21 protein-coding genes are annotated in these 18,006 nt (G+C 57.1%); 10 read left to right on the top strand and 11 right to left on the bottom strand.

Annotated features, from left to right (window positions below; genetic code table 11):
* The first annotated feature begins 214 nt into the window (after positions 1-214).
* On the top strand, positions 215-1,051 hold the full coding sequence (locus tag I9187_RS19330) for a hypothetical protein (protein WP_171619826.1): 837 nt from the start codon (positions 215-217) through the stop codon (positions 1,049-1,051).
* 54 nt (positions 1,052-1,105) lie between these two features.
* Here the strand turns inward: I9187_RS19330 and I9187_RS19325 are convergent, their stop codons facing one another.
* The 3 genes from I9187_RS19325 to I9187_RS19315 all read right to left on the bottom strand — a co-directional run bounded on the left by I9187_RS19325 (position 1,106) and on the right by I9187_RS19315 (position 2,737).
* Entirely contained in the window at positions 1,106-1,993 is an 888-nt protein-coding gene (locus tag I9187_RS19325; protein WP_171181407.1) for a PhzF family phenazine biosynthesis protein, read from the bottom strand.
* A 100-nt stretch (positions 1,994-2,093) separates the two neighbouring features.
* The gene (locus I9187_RS19320) at positions 2,094-2,318 is read right to left on the bottom strand and encodes a DUF1150 family protein (protein WP_050604806.1); all 225 of its coding nucleotides are present in this window, start codon (positions 2,316-2,318) and stop codon (positions 2,094-2,096) included.
* A gap of 5 nt (positions 2,319-2,323) precedes the next feature.
* Positions 2,324-2,737, bottom strand: coding sequence for an Hsp20 family protein (locus tag I9187_RS19315; protein ID WP_058275530.1), 414 nt, complete (start codon positions 2,735-2,737; stop codon positions 2,324-2,326).
* A gap of 163 nt (positions 2,738-2,900) precedes the next feature.
* Between I9187_RS19315 and I9187_RS19310 the strand changes: the two genes are divergently transcribed.
* The 4 genes from I9187_RS19310 to I9187_RS19295 all read left to right on the top strand — a co-directional run bounded on the left by I9187_RS19310 (position 2,901) and on the right by I9187_RS19295 (position 5,508).
* A complete protein-coding gene (locus tag I9187_RS19310; RefSeq protein WP_050604880.1) occupies positions 2,901-3,125 on the top strand; it encodes a DUF465 domain-containing protein in 225 nt (74 codons plus the stop codon).
* 75 nt (positions 3,126-3,200) lie between these two features.
* Entirely contained in the window at positions 3,201-3,686 is a 486-nt protein-coding gene (gene purE / locus I9187_RS19305) for a 5-(carboxyamino)imidazole ribonucleotide mutase (RefSeq protein ID WP_171181405.1), read from the top strand.
* Positions 3,683-4,438, top strand: a complete 756-nt coding sequence (locus I9187_RS19300) for an NAD(P)-binding domain-containing protein (protein WP_171181403.1) — start codon at positions 3,683-3,685, stop codon at positions 4,436-4,438. Before purE ends, I9187_RS19300 begins: the two co-directional genes overlap by 4 nt.
* A 2-nt stretch (positions 4,439-4,440) precedes the next feature.
* On the top strand, positions 4,441-5,508 hold the full coding sequence (locus I9187_RS19295; RefSeq protein ID WP_171728080.1) for a 5-(carboxyamino)imidazole ribonucleotide synthase: 1,068 nt from the start codon (positions 4,441-4,443) through the stop codon (positions 5,506-5,508).
* A 13-nt stretch (positions 5,509-5,521) separates the two neighbouring features.
* Here the strand turns inward: I9187_RS19295 and I9187_RS19290 are convergent, their stop codons facing one another.
* From I9187_RS19290 to I9187_RS19265, 6 genes are all read right to left on the bottom strand, one after another.
* On the bottom strand, positions 5,522-6,685 hold the full coding sequence (locus I9187_RS19290; RefSeq protein WP_171181398.1) for an alpha-D-ribose 1-methylphosphonate 5-triphosphate diphosphatase: 1,164 nt from the start codon (positions 6,683-6,685) through the stop codon (positions 5,522-5,524).
* On the bottom strand, positions 6,682-7,455 hold the full coding sequence (locus I9187_RS19285) for an alpha/beta fold hydrolase (RefSeq protein ID WP_171238345.1): 774 nt from the start codon (positions 7,453-7,455) through the stop codon (positions 6,682-6,684). Before I9187_RS19285 ends, I9187_RS19290 begins: the two co-directional genes overlap by 4 nt.
* Before the next feature lie 38 nt (positions 7,456-7,493).
* Entirely contained in the window at positions 7,494-8,336 is an 843-nt protein-coding gene (locus I9187_RS19280) for a DMT family transporter (RefSeq protein ID WP_171238346.1), read from the bottom strand.
* Between the two features lie 176 nt (positions 8,337-8,512).
* Entirely contained in the window at positions 8,513-10,153 is a 1,641-nt protein-coding gene (groL, locus tag I9187_RS19275) for a chaperonin GroEL (RefSeq protein WP_171181392.1), read from the bottom strand.
* A gap of 54 nt (positions 10,154-10,207) precedes the next feature.
* Entirely contained in the window at positions 10,208-10,495 is a 288-nt protein-coding gene (groES, locus tag I9187_RS19270; RefSeq protein ID WP_170352338.1) for a co-chaperone GroES, read from the bottom strand.
* Positions 10,496-10,647: 152 nt separating this feature from the next.
* Complete coding sequence (locus tag I9187_RS19265) at positions 10,648-11,322, bottom strand: DUF2161 family putative PD-(D/E)XK-type phosphodiesterase (RefSeq protein WP_171181389.1); 675 nt, start codon at positions 11,320-11,322, stop codon at positions 10,648-10,650.
* A 124-nt stretch (positions 11,323-11,446) separates the two neighbouring features.
* Between I9187_RS19265 and I9187_RS19260 the strand changes: the two genes are divergently transcribed.
* The 5 genes from I9187_RS19260 to I9187_RS19240 all read left to right on the top strand — a co-directional run bounded on the left by I9187_RS19260 (position 11,447) and on the right by I9187_RS19240 (position 16,186).
* On the top strand, positions 11,447-12,427 hold the full coding sequence (locus I9187_RS19260; RefSeq protein ID WP_171181387.1) for a TraB/GumN family protein: 981 nt from the start codon (positions 11,447-11,449) through the stop codon (positions 12,425-12,427).
* Positions 12,428-12,536: 109 nt separating this feature from the next.
* On the top strand, positions 12,537-13,457 hold the full coding sequence (locus I9187_RS19255) for a manganese-dependent inorganic pyrophosphatase (protein ID WP_171619834.1): 921 nt from the start codon (positions 12,537-12,539) through the stop codon (positions 13,455-13,457).
* 93 nt (positions 13,458-13,550) lie between these two features.
* Positions 13,551-14,663 carry a DUF389 domain-containing protein gene (locus I9187_RS19250; RefSeq protein WP_209940298.1) on the top strand — a complete coding sequence of 371 codons (1,113 nt, stop codon included), beginning with the start codon at positions 13,551-13,553 and terminating at the stop codon, positions 14,661-14,663.
* A gap of 102 nt (positions 14,664-14,765) precedes the next feature.
* A complete protein-coding gene (locus tag I9187_RS19245; RefSeq protein WP_171181381.1) occupies positions 14,766-15,641 on the top strand; it encodes a TIGR01459 family HAD-type hydrolase in 876 nt (291 codons plus the stop codon).
* Positions 15,642-15,742: 101 nt separating this feature from the next.
* Entirely contained in the window at positions 15,743-16,186 is a 444-nt protein-coding gene (locus tag I9187_RS19240) for a MaoC family dehydratase (protein WP_171181379.1), read from the top strand.
* Positions 16,187-16,273: 87 nt separating this feature from the next.
* On the opposite strand, the gene I9187_RS19235 is transcribed toward I9187_RS19240, so the two are convergent.
* Together I9187_RS19235 and I9187_RS19230 are read right to left on the bottom strand one after the other, a co-directional pair.
* Entirely contained in the window at positions 16,274-17,263 is a 990-nt protein-coding gene (locus tag I9187_RS19235; protein ID WP_171728078.1) for a methylenetetrahydrofolate reductase, read from the bottom strand.
* Positions 17,260-17,841 (bottom strand): methylenetetrahydrofolate reductase C-terminal domain-containing protein, encoded by a 582-nt coding sequence (locus I9187_RS19230; protein ID WP_171728077.1) that lies wholly within the window; start codon positions 17,839-17,841, stop codon positions 17,260-17,262. The genes I9187_RS19235 and I9187_RS19230 overlap by 4 nt, the downstream gene beginning before the upstream one ends.
* Positions 17,842-18,006 lie beyond the last annotated feature (165 nt).

Genomic DNA, 18,006 nt, shown 5'->3' with positions numbered 1-18,006 from the left:
CTGAACTGAGCGTCGAAACCGAAAATGTCGAAGTCGACAACTGCGCTCATCAGGTTCTGTTGAAACTGGAAAGCATGGGCCTGATTGCCGCAAGCTGATGCCAACAAACAAAGATTTTTCGGCCTCCGGTTTTCGGGGGCCGTTTTTGTTTGCCCGATTGACAAGCGCTGGCCGGATTGGTGCGGTGCACACAGAAACAGGGTGAATTTCAGACATGCCACGCAGCTTGCCCATCATTTCCAGTTTCTGGTTCGGATCCGATCTGAGCTGGCTCGAGCAGCTGTGCATACAGTCATTTCTGGATCGGGGGCACGCGTTTATTCTGTATCTGCCAAACGAGGTGCAGGGCGTCCCCGCAGGTGCTCAAACGCGCCCTGCCAGCGAAATTTTCTGGCCTCCGTCCTATTCATTGCACCCAGATGACCGGCAGGGCGTGGCCGTGTTCTCTGATATCTTTCGATTGCACCTGATGCGAAAAAGCAAGGCCATCTGGGTCGATCTTGACGCCTATTGTGTAAAAGCCTTCGACTTTCCGTCCGATTGGGTGTTTGCGCATTCCAAAGCTTGTGACTTCCCTACCGGAGTTCTGCGCCTACCGAAGACCGCGCAGACACTTGCGTTGATGCTGGATTTCGTAATGTCAGCGAACCCTACCCAACCCTGGCGCGGACGACATGTCAGACGGCGCAGCCGGGAAAGGATTGCAAAGGGTGAAAGCTGGGGCATCGAAACTCTGCCCTGGGGCAGTTCAGGGCCCAAAGCCTTTACGCATTTCCTGCGCCAGACCGGCGAAGACCGTAACGCGATGGGGGCTGACTCTCTGTATCCTCTTGCCCCTGAGGAATTATGGAAACTGCACGATCCACGCATCACACCAAACGACATCGAAACGGAAGCCGTTCATTCGGTTCATATTTATGGACATCAGAAAAAACTGATAGCCAACAGGATGGCCGGGTTGCCTGCATCGGGGTCATATCTGGACAGGCTATGTGATCGACATGGAATTGACGCACAGGCCGCTCCGATCCTGCGGCTGGGATGGATGTAGCTTGCTGTGCAAGGAAACGGGGTTCCGGACAGGTGTCGATTAACGCTTGTTCATTTATTGCGCATCTGCCGGCAGATCGACCTGCCCGCGCATCAGGATATGTCCCTGACCAGCGACCCTTATCCCGGTCATCGCATCCGCCGGGCCGACGCGAGTAACGCGGGCTTGGCCAGGGCGGCCCATGTCGTGCCCCTGCTCCGCGACGAAACTGTCTTTGGCCATTAGTCCGTATTTCCACAAGTAAGCCGCCATGGCACCGGTTGCGGACCCGGTAAACGGGTCTTCGGGTGGGCTTGGAGGGGCCAGCAAAAGGCGCGAGAATGTATCCCCCGCATCGGTGGCTCCATCGAGCGTGACCAAGAAGGGTTCAGCCATGTCCGAGCCTGAAAACCCAGCGGCCTCAGCCACTTTTCTCAAGGGACCTTCAACCAGTTGAGCCGCGCGCAATGCCTTATGGTCGCGCAGGACGGTGATGCAAAAAGGCAATCCGGTCGACACCAGCTGCGGCGGAGAAATAATGGCATCGGCAGGCAGATTTACGGCAGAGGCCACCAGATCAGCAGGCACATGCGGGCCGAACTGCGGGGCGACCTGTGTCATCTCAATCTGCGCACCTTGCAGCCGGATGGAAACGATCCCTGCACCGGTTTCCAATGTCAGGCTATCGCCCTCGATCATCCCACGAGACCGCATGGCAGCGACGGTTGCGATGGTGGGGTGCCCCGCAAAGGGGATTTCCCGGCTGGCCAGAAAATACCGCACACGGATATCGGCCACGTCAGATGGCCCGGTAAACGTGCACTCGACCAGAGAGGTTTCGCGCACGTATGCCATGCAAACATGTTCAGAAAGATGCGCGCCGCCATGGACCACGGCGCATCCGTTGCCTCCAAAGGCGCGATCACTGAAGGCGTCGACCCAATCGAATTCGAACCAGCTCATGCGATAAATTCCTGACAACACGTTCCGGCGGATTTCGCCGGTGCCTATGTGTCGCGCGTGTCGCTGGGAATGTCACGCCCAAATCAGGCGTTGGGGCCGTTCAGTGAACGGCCACCGGGGACAGGTCGTGTTGACGGGCCAAGACAAAGGCCAGCTTGCGGTCGGCCACAAGCGCCAATTGCTGCCCATCGGAATCATGCACAGCGTAAAGCTGATCCAGATCCCCTGCCTGATCGCGCAAATCACGCGGCAGATCGGCAACCTCGACCGTTTTGACATAAACGATACGGTCGCCTTCGGTGTTGATTTCAATCGGTGTATTCATTGCTCTTACCCCTTCCGTATGTTGATGGTCTGAACCACGGTTTCCGGCACGGCGCGGGTCAGATCCACATGCAGCAGACCGTTTTCCATGATCGCTTCGCCCACTTCGACACCGTCAGCCAACACAAACATGCGCTGAAACTGGCGCGCCGCAATGCCGCGGTGCAGGAAGATACGCCCCTCGCTGTCGTCGCGTTGACGGCCCCGGATCACCAGTTGGCGATCCTCGATGGTGATCGACAGATCCTCTTCGGCGAACCCAGCAACCGCAAGAGTGATGCGATAGGAAAAGTCCGAGGTTTGTTCGATATTATAGGGCGGGTATCCTTCGTTGCCAGCCTTTGCAGACCGTTCCAGAAGGCGTTCCAGTTGCTCGAACCCCAAAAGATGCGGGTATGAGCCAAGAGTAAGTTTCGACACGTATTTTCGTCCTTTATTGTCAAAGCGACGTGGTGTGCGGCCCCTTTCCGGCAACCGCCTGTAATAGAATATGGGAAGAAACCAGGATGTCCACAAGGTCTGGCGCGATAACGTCTGACACACTATCTTGTTGGGCAAGCACCACAACAACCCCGAGTCGCCAATGAACGCGCCCACTGACCTTTCCATGAAAACTGATGAAGTTCTGCGGGTTGAGCTGGAAGTTTTCCGCCGTCAGCACCGCGATCTGGACGAAGCGATTGAAGCGCTGCATGACCGGGGAACTGCGGATCAGTTGACGTTACGACGGCTGAAAAAAGAGAAACTGCGTCTGAAAGACATCATCCGCATCATCGAAGACCGCCTGACCCCCGATATCATTGCCTGAACGCCCTGTAGCGCATTGCCAGAGAACCGGATTTGGCTATAGTGCGCGCTCTTTCTGAGCGCGGGGACTAATCGGATGAGCGATGTGAAAGTGGGGATCATCATGGGCAGCCAGTCGGATTGGCCCACGATGAAGGAAGCCGCAAATATTCTGGATGAACTCGGCGTCGCTTACGAAGCGCGCATCGTATCAGCCCATCGCACTCCAGACCGGCTGTGGGAGTACGGCAGGACCGCCGTATCGCGTGGATTGCACGTGATCATCGCGGGCGCTGGCGGCGCTGCGCACCTGCCCGGCATGATGGCATCGAAAACGCGGGTGCCTGTGATCGGAGTTCCCGTACAGACACGTGCCCTGTCAGGCGTGGATTCGCTGTATTCCATCGTGCAAATGCCCAAGGGTTTTCCCGTTGCGACCATGGCAATCGGGTCCGCTGGAGGAGCCAACGCCGGTTTGATGGCAGCCGGCATTCTGGCTCTGCAAGACGAGGCTTTGGCAGAACGGCTGGACAGCTGGCGCGAGGCGTTGTCGGCTTCAATCCCTGAGGAACCGCAGGGATGAGCCGCATCGGTCTTATCGGCACGGGCCATATCGCAGCCCCAATCGCGCGGCTGATGGCTGCCAAAGGGCACGACATTTGCGTGACTGAGCGCAATACCGAAGTATCAGCCGCTTTGAAGGCCGAGTTGGGCGTGACGATTGCTGAACCCCAGGCAGTGCTCGACGCCTCGGACATCGTGTTCCTGTGCCTGCGCCCGCATATCGCGGCTGAGGTTCTGACCCCTCTAACCTTTCGCGCGGACCAGCAGATCGTTTCAGTCATGGCTGCGGTTTCCGCTGAGCAACTTGCTCGGCTTTGCGCACCGGCGGCAGATTTCGTGCAGACCATTCCTTTGGGCTTTCTGGAAACCGGAGGCTGCCCAATGGCTGCTTTTGGCAACGATCGGTTGTTGGCCGACCTTTTTGAGCCCGAGAACCCTGTGGTCAAGGTTGCGGACGAATCCGCGCTGAACGCACATTTCGCAATTTGCGCCATGGTTCCCGGCATTTTGGATCTGATGGCCACTGGTGCCAAGTGGCTAGGCGATGTAACTGGTGAAGCCGATAAGGCCGAGTTCTATACGACCCAGTTGATGTCGGGCTTCCTGGCAACGATGGAAAAAGGCAACGCAGGTCGGCTAGCGCAAGAGCGTGACGCTCTGGCGACAGAAGGCACATTGAGCTTGCAGATGACAGAAACCCTGAAGGATCAGGGCGCGCATGACGCGCTGCATTCGGCGTTGAGTGCAATTGGCAAACGTTTGGAGAGTTGAAGATGGCAGAAATGCTTGCCCAAGGCGCGGTGATCGGAATTCTGGGGGGCGGTCAACTGGGCCGGATGCTGTCAGTGGCGGCGTCAAGGCTGGGCTTTGTCACACATATCTATGAACCGGGCACAAACCCACCCGCGGGGCAAGTCGCGGATCGTGTCACGACGGCAGCTTATGACGACATCGATGCCTTGAAAGCATTTGCCGACGCGGTGGATGTGATCACCTATGAGTTCGAAAACATCCCGACCGAGGCGCTGGACATTCTGGAAGCCCACCGCCCGATCCGCCCGGGGCGCGAAGCGCTGCGGGTCAGCCAGGATCGTTTGACCGAGAAGAATTTCCTGCAAGACCTGGGCCTGAAAACGGCCCCGTTTGCGGATGTTTCCAATCTGGACAGCCTGAGTACGGCAATCGAACAAATCGGGACACCGGCCATCCTGAAAACCCGCCGCTTTGGCTATGACGGAAAGGGGCAGGCGCGGTTGCGCAGCCCCGAGGACGCCGAGGCTGCTTTGGCCGACATGGCGGGCGCGCCTGCTATTCTGGAAGGGTTCGTGGACTTCTCACACGAGGTGTCGATCATTGCAGCACGAGGGTTGGACGGCCAGGTGGCCTGTTTCGATCCGGGCGAAAACGTACATCGCGACGGTATCCTGCACACCACCACGATCCCTGCCCGCCTGTCCCCTGCCCAGCGCACAGATGCAATCCTGCTGGCGGCCAACATCCTGAATGCGTTGGAGTATGTGGGTGTCATGGGGGTAGAACTGTTCGTCACGCCCGCTGGTTTGATAGTGAACGAGATTGCACCGCGCGTGCACAACTCGGGCCACTGGACGCAGAACGGCTGTGCTGTTGATCAGTTCGAGCAGCATATTCGCGCCGTGGCAGGCTGGCCTTTGGGCGACGGGCAGCGCCATTCGGATGTGGTGATGGAGAATCTGATCGGCAACGACATGGATCGTGTGCCCGAATTGGCCCGTGAACGGGATGTCGCGCTTCATCTATACGGCAAAGCCGAGGTCAAAGCAGGACGCAAGATGGGGCATTTCAACAGGATCAAGCGATAAAGCAGTACTTTATTTACGGCCTCGTTCCGTTCAAAAAGCGTGCCGCAATGTCCCCTGACATATGGCTGACACGCCCACCTGCCATGGTCGCTGCGACCCGGTGGGTGGCTGCATCGAGAATGACCAAATCGGCGCGTTTTCCGGGGGCAAGTGTGCCCCGGTCTGTCAGATTCAGCACTTTTGCGGGCCCACAAGAAATCCGGTTCCAAGCGCCTTCGAAATCAAGCAGGCCGGTATTGGCCAGCATCAGCGCCGCCCGGCGCGGGCTGGGGTAGTGGTAGTCCGACGCCAACGCATCGCAGAGTCCCATAGCGATCAACTCAACCGCACTGGCGTTTCCTTTATGCGATCCACCCCGCACCACGTTGGGTGAACCAAGGATGATGTGATCCCCGGCAGAACGCGCTGCCTCGGCAGCCTCCAGCGTTTCCGGGAACTCGGCAATGCCGACGCCTCGGGCGCGCCACCATGCCCTTGCTTCAGCGGTTGCGTCATCATGGCTGCCCAGACGTATCCCCATATCTATAAGGTCAGCACTCAGTGCTTCGACCGCAGCGGGCACTTCGTTCCTGCGGGCGTGCATGTTGAGCAACATTTCAAAATGTGCATCCGGATTGCGCCCAGCCTTCAACGCCTGCCCCGTTAGTCGCGGCGGCTTCTTGCCCTGCGCCAATCGATCATGCGGCAGGTGATCATTGAACACCACATAAGGCACCTGCCATTCGGCGATGCGACCGGCAAGGCCCGCATAGTCGTCAAGCATATTGGTTTCGAACCGCAATTGCGGGATCAGATCGGTGACTGTACTGTCTTTCACGGCGGAAATGGCCTTAAACACCTGCGCGGCAAAGTCCGGACCTCGCACACCGCCTTCCCAGCTGTAGAATTGAGCCAGCACTGCGGTGGTGATGCCGTTTGCCGCAAGCTCGGCTTCGACCGACAGAATACCTTCATTCATCTGCTTCATCGCACCGCGACGCGGGGCGATATGGCGTTCGAAACCGTCCCCATGCAGGTCGATGATGCCAGGCAAGACAAGATAGCCGGACAGATCAACACTGCGTCCGGCCGGTTCCACCTGCACCACACCGTCAGCAATGGTCAGGTCAGCGCGAGACACGCCCTGGCCCGGCAACAGAACATCTGCGCCGGTTAAAGTCAGCTCCAATGCGGTCATCGTGTGGACTCCGAATCCGGGTCTTGGCAGTCCTGCCCAATGCAGATCTCGTCAATTATGTCCATCACACCATCGAGCCAAGTGATCTGCGGATCGAACCGGCCGAATTCGATAAAATGTAGCGCCTGCGCCATGACCTGAGGGTTGTTCATCATGAAGGTATGGGTGACGGGCAGGACCAGATGATCGGCCATACCCTCCACCTTGGTGCTTTCAACCGAAACCTTGCCATCATCGGGCCCGTCGATCAGCGAGGAAAAAACCAGGTTGAGGGACTCATCCCCCGCAATGACCCCCAGCTCGAAATCTACCGGAGGCAGACGGCGCGGAATACCTTCAGGGCCTGTACTCAACTGCAGACCGGCTGGACCGTTCAGATATCCGAATACCTCCCACGCGCTGAGCTCGTCGACCAGCTGACTGCCCTGGTTCGGCGGGCCGAGCATGACGGCGCGACCCATGTTGGCGGGATGATGATCCTTTAGCCAATACCGCAGCAGGATGCCGCCCATGGAGTGCGCCACGACATTGACCTTGTCCTCCCCGCACGAGGCAAAAGCACCCGGCAGAGTCTGTTCAGCCAATTCCGGAATGCCAATCTCGGTCGAGGGGTATCCGGGGCGCACAACGGTGTAGCCGTGTGCCTCGAACAACTCCTCCATCACCGCAAACGAGGCTTCGGTCCGGGCAAGTCCGTGCAGTAGGACCACGCATTTCGCGCTGACGGAAAACGGGAAAAGGCATAAAAGTAAAGCGGTCAGAAGTCTCATGTCCGCCAGATAAAGCCTATGAGCCGCTGATGAAAGCCCTAGCTCTGTTGACGTCGCAGCACAGCCAGCGCGATACCGCCCAGAACCAGCGAGGCACCAACGATCAGTCGGGCGTTTGCACTTTCGCCCAAAAGCACAACACCTCCCAGGATCGCAATGACAGGCACGCTGAGTTGAACAACCGCCGCAACTGTTGGCGCAAGGTTTGGTAGCACGCGATACCATAGGGCATATCCCAAACCAGACGTGATGCCCCCCGAGACAGCCGCCAGCAGATAGCCCAATCCAGTCATCTGCCATTCTGCCCCCGTGACCAGCAGGGCCAAAGTGGTGACAGGCAAGGCGATGACGAAATTCGCAGCCGTGCCCTGCAGGGCGTCAGGCTCGGATCGCCCGGCCAAGGAGTAAGCGGCCCAGCCGATACCGGCCGCGACCATCAAAGCAGTGCCCACCGGATCAACCCGCACGGTTCCCGAAGGCCAAAGCACACAGGCCAGCCCCCCTAAAGCGATGGCCGCCCCTGCCAGTTGCTGACGGGTGGGAAGCGTTCCCGAGGCAGCGGTAAACGCAAACATTGTGATCTGCACAACTGCAAACAGCACCAAAGCCCCCAGCCCTGCATCAAGTGTCAGATAGGCAATGGAAAACCCTATCATATACACCGAGAGCGACCCCGCACCAATGAGCCGCCGGCGGTTGCGCAAAGGCACATCTCCGCCGCGCGCCAACACCAGCGCAGTCAAGACCAGCGCCCCCGCAAGCACCCGCACAATCGCAAACCCGGCTGGATCACTGGCACCACTGTCGATTGCCATCCTGTTCAGAATGGAATTCGCTGCAAAGGCGCACATGGTCAGGGCAGTCAGAAAAATAAGTCGCATGGAACCCGCATATCCGGTTGCAAGCTATATGGACACTCACAATCCTTGGACATGCGGCCCGATCTTCATGTTTTTGCAAATACTCCGGCCAGAGGCATAGCCGCAAAGCGGCTGTCGGCAAAAAAACGGGGCCGCCCGAAGGCGACCCCAAAAACAAGCGCTATGGCTTAAGCAGCTTACATCATGCCGCCCATGCCGCCCATGTCGGGCATGCCGCCTGCAGCAGGTGCGTCTTTCTGAGGCTTGTCAGCAACCATAGCTTCGGTGGTGACCAGCAGGCCAGCAACCGATGCCGCATCTTCCAGAGCGGTACGAACAACTTTGGCCGGGTCGATGACACCGAACGAGAACATGTCGCCATATTCTTCGGTCTGCGCGTTGAAGCCGAATGCTGCATCCGAAGATTCACGGACTTTGCCTGCAACAACCGCACCGTCAACACCTGCGTTCTCGGCGATCTGGCGCAGCGGAGCTTCGATCGCTTTGCGAACGATGTTGATGCCCGCGCTCTGATCAGCGTTTCCGCCTTCCAGCGATTCCAGTGCTTTACCGGCCTGAACCAGAGCAACACCACCGCCTACAACAACGCCTTCCTGCACAGCAGCACGGGTCGCGTTCAGAGCGTCGTCCACACGGTCCTTACGCTCTTTCACTTCAACCTCGGTCATGCCGCCGACGCGGATAACAGCAACACCGCCTGCCAGTTTGGCAACGCGCTCTTGCAGCTTCTCACGGTCGTAATCCGACGAAGTTTCTTCGATCTGAGTACGGATCTGGCCAACGCGGGCTTCGATCTCGGCTTTCTCGCCAGCACCGTCGACGATGGTAGTTTCGTCTTTGGTGATTTCGATCTTCTTCGCGGTGCCCAGCATGTCCATGGTAACGGACTCGAGCTTCATGCCCAGATCTTCGCTGATGACCTGACCGCCGGTCAGGATCGCGATGTCCTGCAGCATGGCCTTGCGGCGATCGCCGAAGCCCGGTGCTTTGACAGCAGCAATTTTCAGGCCGCCGCGCAGTTTGTTGACAACCAGAGTTGCCAGCGCTTCGCCTTCAACGTCTTCCGCGATGATCAGCAGCGGCTTCTGCGACTGGATCACCTGCTCGAGCAGCGGAACCATCGGCTGCAGCGAAGACAGTTTCTTTTCGTGCAGCAGGATCATGCAGTCATCGAGTTCTGCAATCATCTTGTCTGCGTTGGTGACGAAGTAAGGCGACAGGTAGCCACGGTCGAACTGCATACCTTCGACAACATCGGTCTCGGTTTCCAGACCTTTGTTTTCTTCGACGGTGATAACGCCTTCGTTGCCAACCTTCTGCATCGCATCTGCGATCTGCTGGCCAATCTCGGCTTCGCCGTTGGCCGAGATGGTGCCAACCTGAGCAACTTCGGCTGAGTCTTTGACTTCACGCGAAGCCGACTTGATGCCTTCAACAACCTTGGCAGTTGCCAGGTCGATGCCGCGCTTCAGGTCCATCGGGTTCAGGCCCGCTGCAACCTGCTTCAGACCTTCGCGAACGATTGCCTGCGCCAGAACGGTTGCGGTGGTGGTGCCGTCACCGGCTTCGTCGTTGGTGCGGCTGGCGACTTCTTTCACCATCTGCGCACCCATGTTTTCGAACTTGTCTTCCAGTTCGATTTCCTTGGCAACCGAAACACCGTCTTTGGTGATGCGCGGCGCGCCGAAGGATTTGTCCAGAACCACGTTGCGGCCTTTGGGGCCGAGGGTCACTTTAACAGCATCGGCCAGGATGTTTACGCCTGCCAGCATGCGGTTACGGGCATCGGTGTCGAATTTGACGTCCTTTGCAGCCATGTCGTTTCTCCTTGAGAAATAAGTTTGTAATGAAGATCAGAGGAAGCTTGTCGCTTACTCGATGATCCCCATGATGTCGCTTTCTTTCATCATCAGCAGTTCTTCGCCGTCGACCTGAACCTCGGTGCCCGACCATTTGCCGAACAGGATCTTGTCGCCAGCTTTGACCGCCATCGCGATCAGTTCGCCGCTGTCCTTGCGCGCGCCTTCGCCGGTTGCGACAACTTCGCCTTCGCTGGGCTTTTCTTTTGCGCTGTCAGGAATGATCAGGCCGCCTGCGGTTTTCTCTTCGCTTTCGGTACGGCGAACCAGCACACGGTCATGAAGCGGTTTCAATGCCATCTTTGTAGCTCCTTGGGCTCAAAGTTTATCTATCCTCCCCTCGCCCTCAGGCGAGGCGTTAGCACTCGGAGTGTGTGAGTGATAACGACGCATAGCTAGGGAGTCTAAAACCCCGAGTCAACAAGTTGTGAGGGATTTTTTCGCAGCTCGGATCAGTTTGTCTGTTCCCAGCTGTAGGCCCAGTGCTTCAATCCTTCAGACCCCTGAGCCGTAAGCCCGTAGACACCTTTTTCAACCTTCTCGAACCACCCGTAGTGGTTTTCGCGCATGAGCCGCGTGGCCACCGACACACCAACCGATTTGGCAACCTCTGCCCCCTTTGTAGGTCCATATTCGGCCAAATAGGCCGCACATTTCAGGGCATCCTGCCGATAGGCAGTCACAATCCCATGCCGCGTGGCCCCGCCCGCGTTCGGGTCCCCTTCCAGCCGGTCGAATTCCCGCAGCAGCCGTGTGGCTTTGGATTTGTTCTTTCGCGGCGCATAGGGGCCGGGATCGCATTGCACTTCGACCGTTTCATCAGCCCGTACTGTGATAAGACCCAGGCCCAAGCGACGGCACAGCGCCAGATTATCTTTAAGCGCCCGTCGCGCGCTTCGACCCGTGGGCTTGCTGACCGCGATATAGACCTGATCGGTCAGTTTCAGCCGTGTAATAGCCTGGTGGAACAGCGACAGCGTGAACCGTAGTTTAAGTTCGACAATAACGGGATCTTCACCCTCGCGCACCGCAACGACATCAGCCGCCCCGACCTCGCCCTTGACGGTATATCCCTGACGCTCCAACAGCGCTTTGATCGGAGGATAGAGGTCCTGTTCGCGGGTCATGGGTTTATGCTACGCAAACTGCCGTGGAATGCCAGCCCATACCTCAGCCGATGCGATGGAACTTGAAACATCCCGCCCACCGGTACACTGTTTCCGAAACACTGATTTCAAAGGAATTCCACCTATGCGCCTGCTTTTTTTCATCGTTGGCCTTTTGTTACCTGCCGTGGCGCAGGCAGGCTGCGAAGGGCGCGACCTGAGAGGGGACTTGTCGCCTGAGGTTCAAGCCAAGGCGCAAGACGAACTGGCAGGTATTCTGTATCCAGAAGGCAATCATTGGGTTGCGACCAAAGATGACGCCGTTCTGCACCTCGTGGGCACAATGCACCTGAATTACCCGCAGATGGATGCGATCGTCGAGCGCCTGACGCCCAAGCTAATTCAGGCCGACGCGTTTTATTTTGAAATCCGACAGGATGAGATGGAAGCTTGGGAAAAGAAACTGGCCGCTGACCCAAGCCCGGTCCTGATAACTTCGGGCCCCACACTTGTCGATCTGATCCCAGAAAAAGACTGGAACACTCTTACTGCGGCGATGGCCGAACGCGGGATTCCCAGTTGGATGGGCGCCAAGATGCGCCCCTGGTTTCTGAGTATGACTTTGGCTCTGCCGACCTGCATTGTTCAGAACCCTGACGGAACCAATGGGCTGGACGCACGTCTGGCGAAGTTGGCTACGGACCACGGTATCCCGCAATATTCATTGGAAAGTGTCGAAGACCTTATGGCCATGTTCGACGCTTACCCGATCGAAGAACAGGCGCAATCGCTCGCGCGGATGGCCGGAACCTTTCAAAACACCGAAGACCAGATCGCCACCATGGCCAGCTCATACTTTGATGAAAAACACGCCGAGGTTTTTGTCCTTGGCCGTATTCTGGGGCAAGAGCTGTCGGGCCTGTCTGCCGCAGAGTTCGAGGCCGAGTGGGCAGACTTCGAACAGCAGCTCTTGATCGAACGAAATGCCAATTGGATGGCACAAATTCTCGAAATCCAGGATCAGATAGCTGTCATTGCGGTTGGGGCTGGTCACTTCAGCGATGACCACGGCCTGCTGAACCAGTTAGAGCAGTCTGGGTACACTCTGAAGCGGGCGGAATTCTGAGCAGGTAGGCATATTGCAGACTAAGCGTCGCAGACAGTGTACTGCGGCGTGACAACCGGGTTTGCCCGACCTATAAGGCCCGCAAATTTTCATTCCGCAGGACGCTGACATGACAACACTCGTATTTGGCCACAAATCCCCTGATACTGACTCCACAGGCTCGCCGATCCTGTGGTCGTGGTACCTGAACGAGATTAAGGGTGAACAGACCGAGCCGGTGCTGCTGGGTGAGCCCAACACTGAGGCAGCCTTTATGCTGGAGAACTGGGACCTGCCCAAACCACGCATCATCGAAGATGTAACTGCAGACACCCCGGTGGTCATCGTCGACACCAACAACCCGGCGGAACTGCCTGCCAGCATCAACGACGCAGATATCCGCGCGATCATCGACCACCACAAACTGGTCGGCGGTCTGGAAACCAAAGGTCCGATTGACATCACCGTACGCCCGCTGGCCTGCACTGCAACCATCATGGTCGACCTGATGGGTGACGATGCTGCCAAAATGCCCGACGCCATCAAAGGTGCCGCCCTGACCTGCATCCTGTCGGACACGCTGGAATTCCGCTCGCCCACTACCACAGCGCATGACCGCGCGGTGGCGGAAAAGCTGGCCGCTGAGCTGGAACTGGATATATCGGCCTATGCAGCCGACATGTTCGCCGCAAAGTCTGACGTCTCGTCCTTCTCAGACGCAGAGCTGATCCGCATGGACAGCAAGGAATACGAAGTGGACGGCACCAAGTTCCGCGTCTCGGTTCTGGAAACCACTGCCCCCGGCGTCGTTCTGGACCGCAAGGCCAGCCTGGCGACGTCGATGGTGGACGTGGCCGCAGAAGACGGCGTCGATCAGGTTCTGTTGTTCGTGGTTGATATCCTGAATGAAGAAGCCACGCTGCTGGTGCCCAACGATCTGGTCAAATCCGTTGCCGAGAAAAGCTTTGGCGCAGCCGTCGACGGGGATGCCGTTGTCCTGCCGGGCATCATGAGCCGGAAAAAGCAGATCATTCCAAACCTCAAGGTCTGATCTGCGCGCAACCCAGACGAAAGGCGTCCGTTCGGGCGCCTTTTTCTTTTACATTCGCCATTTGCGGGACCGGAATCGGTTGTTAGTCTGGCCTTGGGTACGAAACTCAAACCAGATCAGGCAAACACCATCGTTATTCGCAGCCTCAGTACGACCAAAGGCATCCTTCGATTTGAAGGTACGGACAAAGCCGCTTATTGGCGACGCTTTGCAATGTTGCTGACCCTGTCAGTTGTGATTGCCACCATGGGACTGCTGCGCAACTCCGGGGCCGTCGTGATTGCAGCCATGCTTGTCGCGCCACTAATGACTCCAATCCCGGGGGTGGCTGCCGCGATGGTCATGGGTTGGCTAAAGCGTGCCGTTGCTCTTGCTCTTACGGTGTGCTTGGCGGCTTGTGCCTGCGTGCTGATGGCCTGGTTCATGGTCTATGTCGCGGACGTCCCACGAGGGATACTGATCCCCGATCAGGTCCTTGCGCGCACGGATCCCGGCACCGAGGATCTGATCGTCGCACTGGCTGCCGGTGTCGCCGGCGCCTATGTGCAGATCAACAAGTCCGAACTGAGCCTTCTGCCCGGCGCAGCGATTGGTGTTTCGCTCGTTCCGCCGCTCTCGGCAGCAGGTATTTTGTTGTATTTTGGCGAACCAGCCGAAGCGTATGAAGCGGGACTTCTATTCGCAACAAACCTAGGCGCGATCATTCTGTCCGCCTGTGCGGTCTATCTGGTTTATGCCGCGCGGTCTGTGGTTTTCAGCAAGGGCAAGCGCAAACTGAACTTTACAGCCAGCGCATTCGTCGCGCTCGCCTTTTTGGTCGTCGTCGTGCTGCAGCTCGGGAAATCCACCTATAATCGCTATCTGGAGACACGGACCGAGGCACAGGTGGCAGAAGCCATTCGGGAGTGGGCCGATCCGATTTCAGTGGAAATCATACGAATTGATGTCAACGCCCAGCGCAAACAGACTGAGGTTTGGCTGATCGTCGATCTTCCTGTCGAGGCACAGTTCAAAGTCTCTTCTATTGCCGCGTTGCTGCCGGAAAGGCTCCGTGAAACATCCCTTGTTGACGTATTGCAGGAAGAACTTGGCCCCGGCTATCTGGCCATCATCCGGTATCAGACCCGCATTGGAGCTCAGGTCATTTTGGGAACAGATAACGTACAGCAAGCCCCGGACGTGACCGACGTGACCGAAGACGAATAGAGGATTCTCCAATTCCTCAGCACAAAATGGAAAGCGGGATGGTGTTCGACCCCAAGCTTTGCCATAGCTGTCGCAACCGCGAACATATTCATAGAGGCCCCCATGACCCAGATCGTTTCCTCGCTTGCCGAGATCTCTGACCGCTATAAGGCGCTGTTTGTCGACCTTTGGGGCTGTGTTCACAACGGTATCACCGCTTATCCCGAAGCTGTTGCGGCATTGCAGACTTATCGCGCAAATGGCGGGGTTGTTGTGCTGGTCACGAACTCTCCGAAACCCCGAGCAGGCGTGGCAGAGCAATTGGGTCAGTTCAACGTGCCCTCAGACGCCTATGACACCATTGCGACCAGCGGGGATTCCGCGCGGTCGGCGATGTTCCGGGGAGCCGTTGGGCAAAAGGTGTATTTCATGGGTGAATGGCAGCGCGATGCAGGCTTTTTCGAACCTCTAAAGCTGCTGGATCACCCGATCCACATCGAACGCGTGTCGCTGAAGGAGGCCGAAGGCATTGTTTGCTGTGGGCCATTCGATCCGATGGCTGATCCTGATGTGAACCGGCCCGATTTTCTTTACGCCAAGCAGATGGGTATGAAACTGCTCTGTGCAAACCCTGACATTGTTGTGGACAGAGGGGAAGTGCGCGAGTGGTGTGCCGGTGCTTTGGCGAAGCTGTATACCGAAATGGGTGGCGAGAGTCTGTATTTCGGCAAACCGCATCCACCGATCTATGATCTGGCCCGTCGCAGGCTGCAAGAACTGGGTCATGATGTCCCTGACGGCGACATTCTGGTGATCGGCGACGGACCCCATACGGATATTCTGGGCGGCATGGGAGAGGGCATTGATTCTCTGTTTATCTCAGGCGGTCTGGCCGCAGCCGAAACAAAAACGTCGCACCACCCGCATCACGAATCCTTAAACGATTATATCAAAAGGGAAAAAATAAATCCGACCTACACAATTGGTCGCTTGCGGTAGTAAGAAAAGACTTGATTTTCTGCATCTGCGAAGTAATAAAGTTGCCAACCTTGGCCTAAAGATGGTTTTTTCTTTCACGGCCGATCTCGAGTGAGGGCAACATGTTGGATAATCTTCCACGCGGAACGATCTGTATCGAAGACATCGAAATGGGTATGTCCCGCCACCTGCGCAAAGTGGTGACGGATGAAGACATCGAGATGTTCGCGCAGGTTTCGACTGACCGAAATCCTGTGCATCTGGACGACGATTATGCCCGCGATACCATCTTTGAAGGCCGTATCGCACACGGGATGCTGACGGCGGGTCTGATCTCGGCAGTGATTGGCGAACAGCTTCCCGGTCACGGCACTGTCTACATGGGGCAGTCGCTCAAATTTCTGGCACCCGTGCGCCCCGGCGACATGGTTTATGCCGAAGTGAAGGTGATCGACATCGATTTTTCCAAGCGCCGGGTCAAACTGGATTGCCATTGCTCGGTCGACGGCAAGAAAGTCCTGATCGGAGAGGCCATGGTTTTGGCTCCATCGCGCAAGTTCGACTGATCGGCAAACCAACCTATGTCAGGAAAGGCACCCGACGGGTGCCTTTTTGCTTTTTTACGTCCCAATTCATGCATTCTGAGTGCACCCTCAGGACGAACGCGCACGCCTGCGCCCTTTCAAGGCACCAGATTCCAGAATGATCTCTGACACTACGTACTCACGCCTGTAAGCCATCACATGGACCCCAGAGACCCCGGCGATGTCACGAATTTGCTGGATCAATTCGATACAGATCTTCTTGCCTTCTTCGGCCGGCTTTTCGGCCTTCTCCATTCGATCAATAACCTGATCAGGGATATGAATCCCGGGCACATTACTGCGCATCCAACGTGCAGCACGAGCCGAGGCAATGGGGCCAACACCAGCAATAATAAAAACTCTCTTGTCCAAACCGGCATCCCGCACCCGTGCCATGAACTTCTCAAACAACGGGATGTCGTAGATATAATTGGTCTGAATGTACTCAGCACCAGCTTCGACCTTTTTAGCCAGACGATCCGGACGCCACTCATAGGGCGGTATGCAGGGGTTTTCTGCAGCCCCCAGGAACAACTGGGGTGGACGCGTAATTCTTCGGCCCGAGAGGAATTTTCCCTGATCGCGCATCGTTCGAATCGTTCGCAGCAATGTCAGGGAATCAAAGTCGAACACCGGTTTCGCCCCCGGCTGATCCCCAACGCCAACGCCGTCACCCGTTAAGCATAGGACATTGCTCACACCCAGCGCCGCGGCCCCCAGAACATCACCCTGAATGGCAATGCGGTTCCGGTCTCGGCAAGAAATCTGATACACTGGCGAATAGCCAGCGCGTGTCAACAACGCGCAAATCCCAATCGAAGACATATGGCAATTCGCACCCGAAGCATCGGTTGCGTTGATTGCATCCGCGACCTCACCCAAAGGCTGAGCCGCTTGAAACACATCCTCAGGGTCGGCGCTATCTGGCGGATTCAATTCAGCCGTTACGGCAAAACGGCCCGAACGCAAAACCCTCTCTAACCGGCTGTGCGACACGTACCCTTCGGGGACGGGAACATAGCCGATCGGCTCGACCTCACCGTGATGGGCATCGTTCATTTCTTAAGATCCCGGTTCATTGCATTGGGGGGCTCGGTGGCCAAAGGTGCCGAGGAGGGCTCATTCTCGCGCGCTTCTGGAAAGGCTTCTGCTAGGGTTACACGCGCCGCATCACGCGCCTCGCGTTCTTGCGTGGCAATCTCACGGCTGACCCGCAACCAAGATGACGAGCCTTTCAACGTGTGCTCCACTGGCGGCAGAACTTCCTTTATCTTTTCTCCCCCACGCCGCATGCGGCTGGCACCATCCCAGGCCAAAGCCCAAACGCATGTCATGTCAGGCTTCACTTCGCAGAACTCGCCGGGGCGTACGCCGCCACAGGGACCGTTGCGCAATTGCTTTGGGCAGTTCATAGGGCAGGACATGCCGGTCGATGATAGCACGCACTGCCCGCACATCTTGCAGTCGAACAACAGGGTTTTGACACCCTTTTCGACCAGAGCAATGGGGCGTTCAACACGGTTATACCCGATCTTTGCAAAAAGCGGATCCATCGCAACCATTCCACGTTCGACGCACTTGTAGATCCACTCGAACGAACGGGCGTGACGAATCGCGAACAGGCGCAATCGATACATGGGTCTGCCTCCTGTGCTGGGCTTAAATGCACCAGGCCCGGCTTTTCCGGGTCGCAGCACGTACTGAAAGCCGGAGGTCCAGTCTACACTCTGGATTTTTTTTAAATCAAGCAGTTGAGCATCCGCAGCATATGGGGCAGTAGATAATTTTGCGTGTCATAGGAG

The sequence above is a fragment of the Ruegeria sp. HKCCE4148 genome (genome assembly GCF_017872495.1).
Lineage (GTDB): Bacteria > Pseudomonadota > Alphaproteobacteria > Rhodobacterales > Rhodobacteraceae > Ruegeria.
Note: the sequence above shows the minus strand (reverse complement) of the source record. Positions and strands in the feature narration are given on the sequence as shown.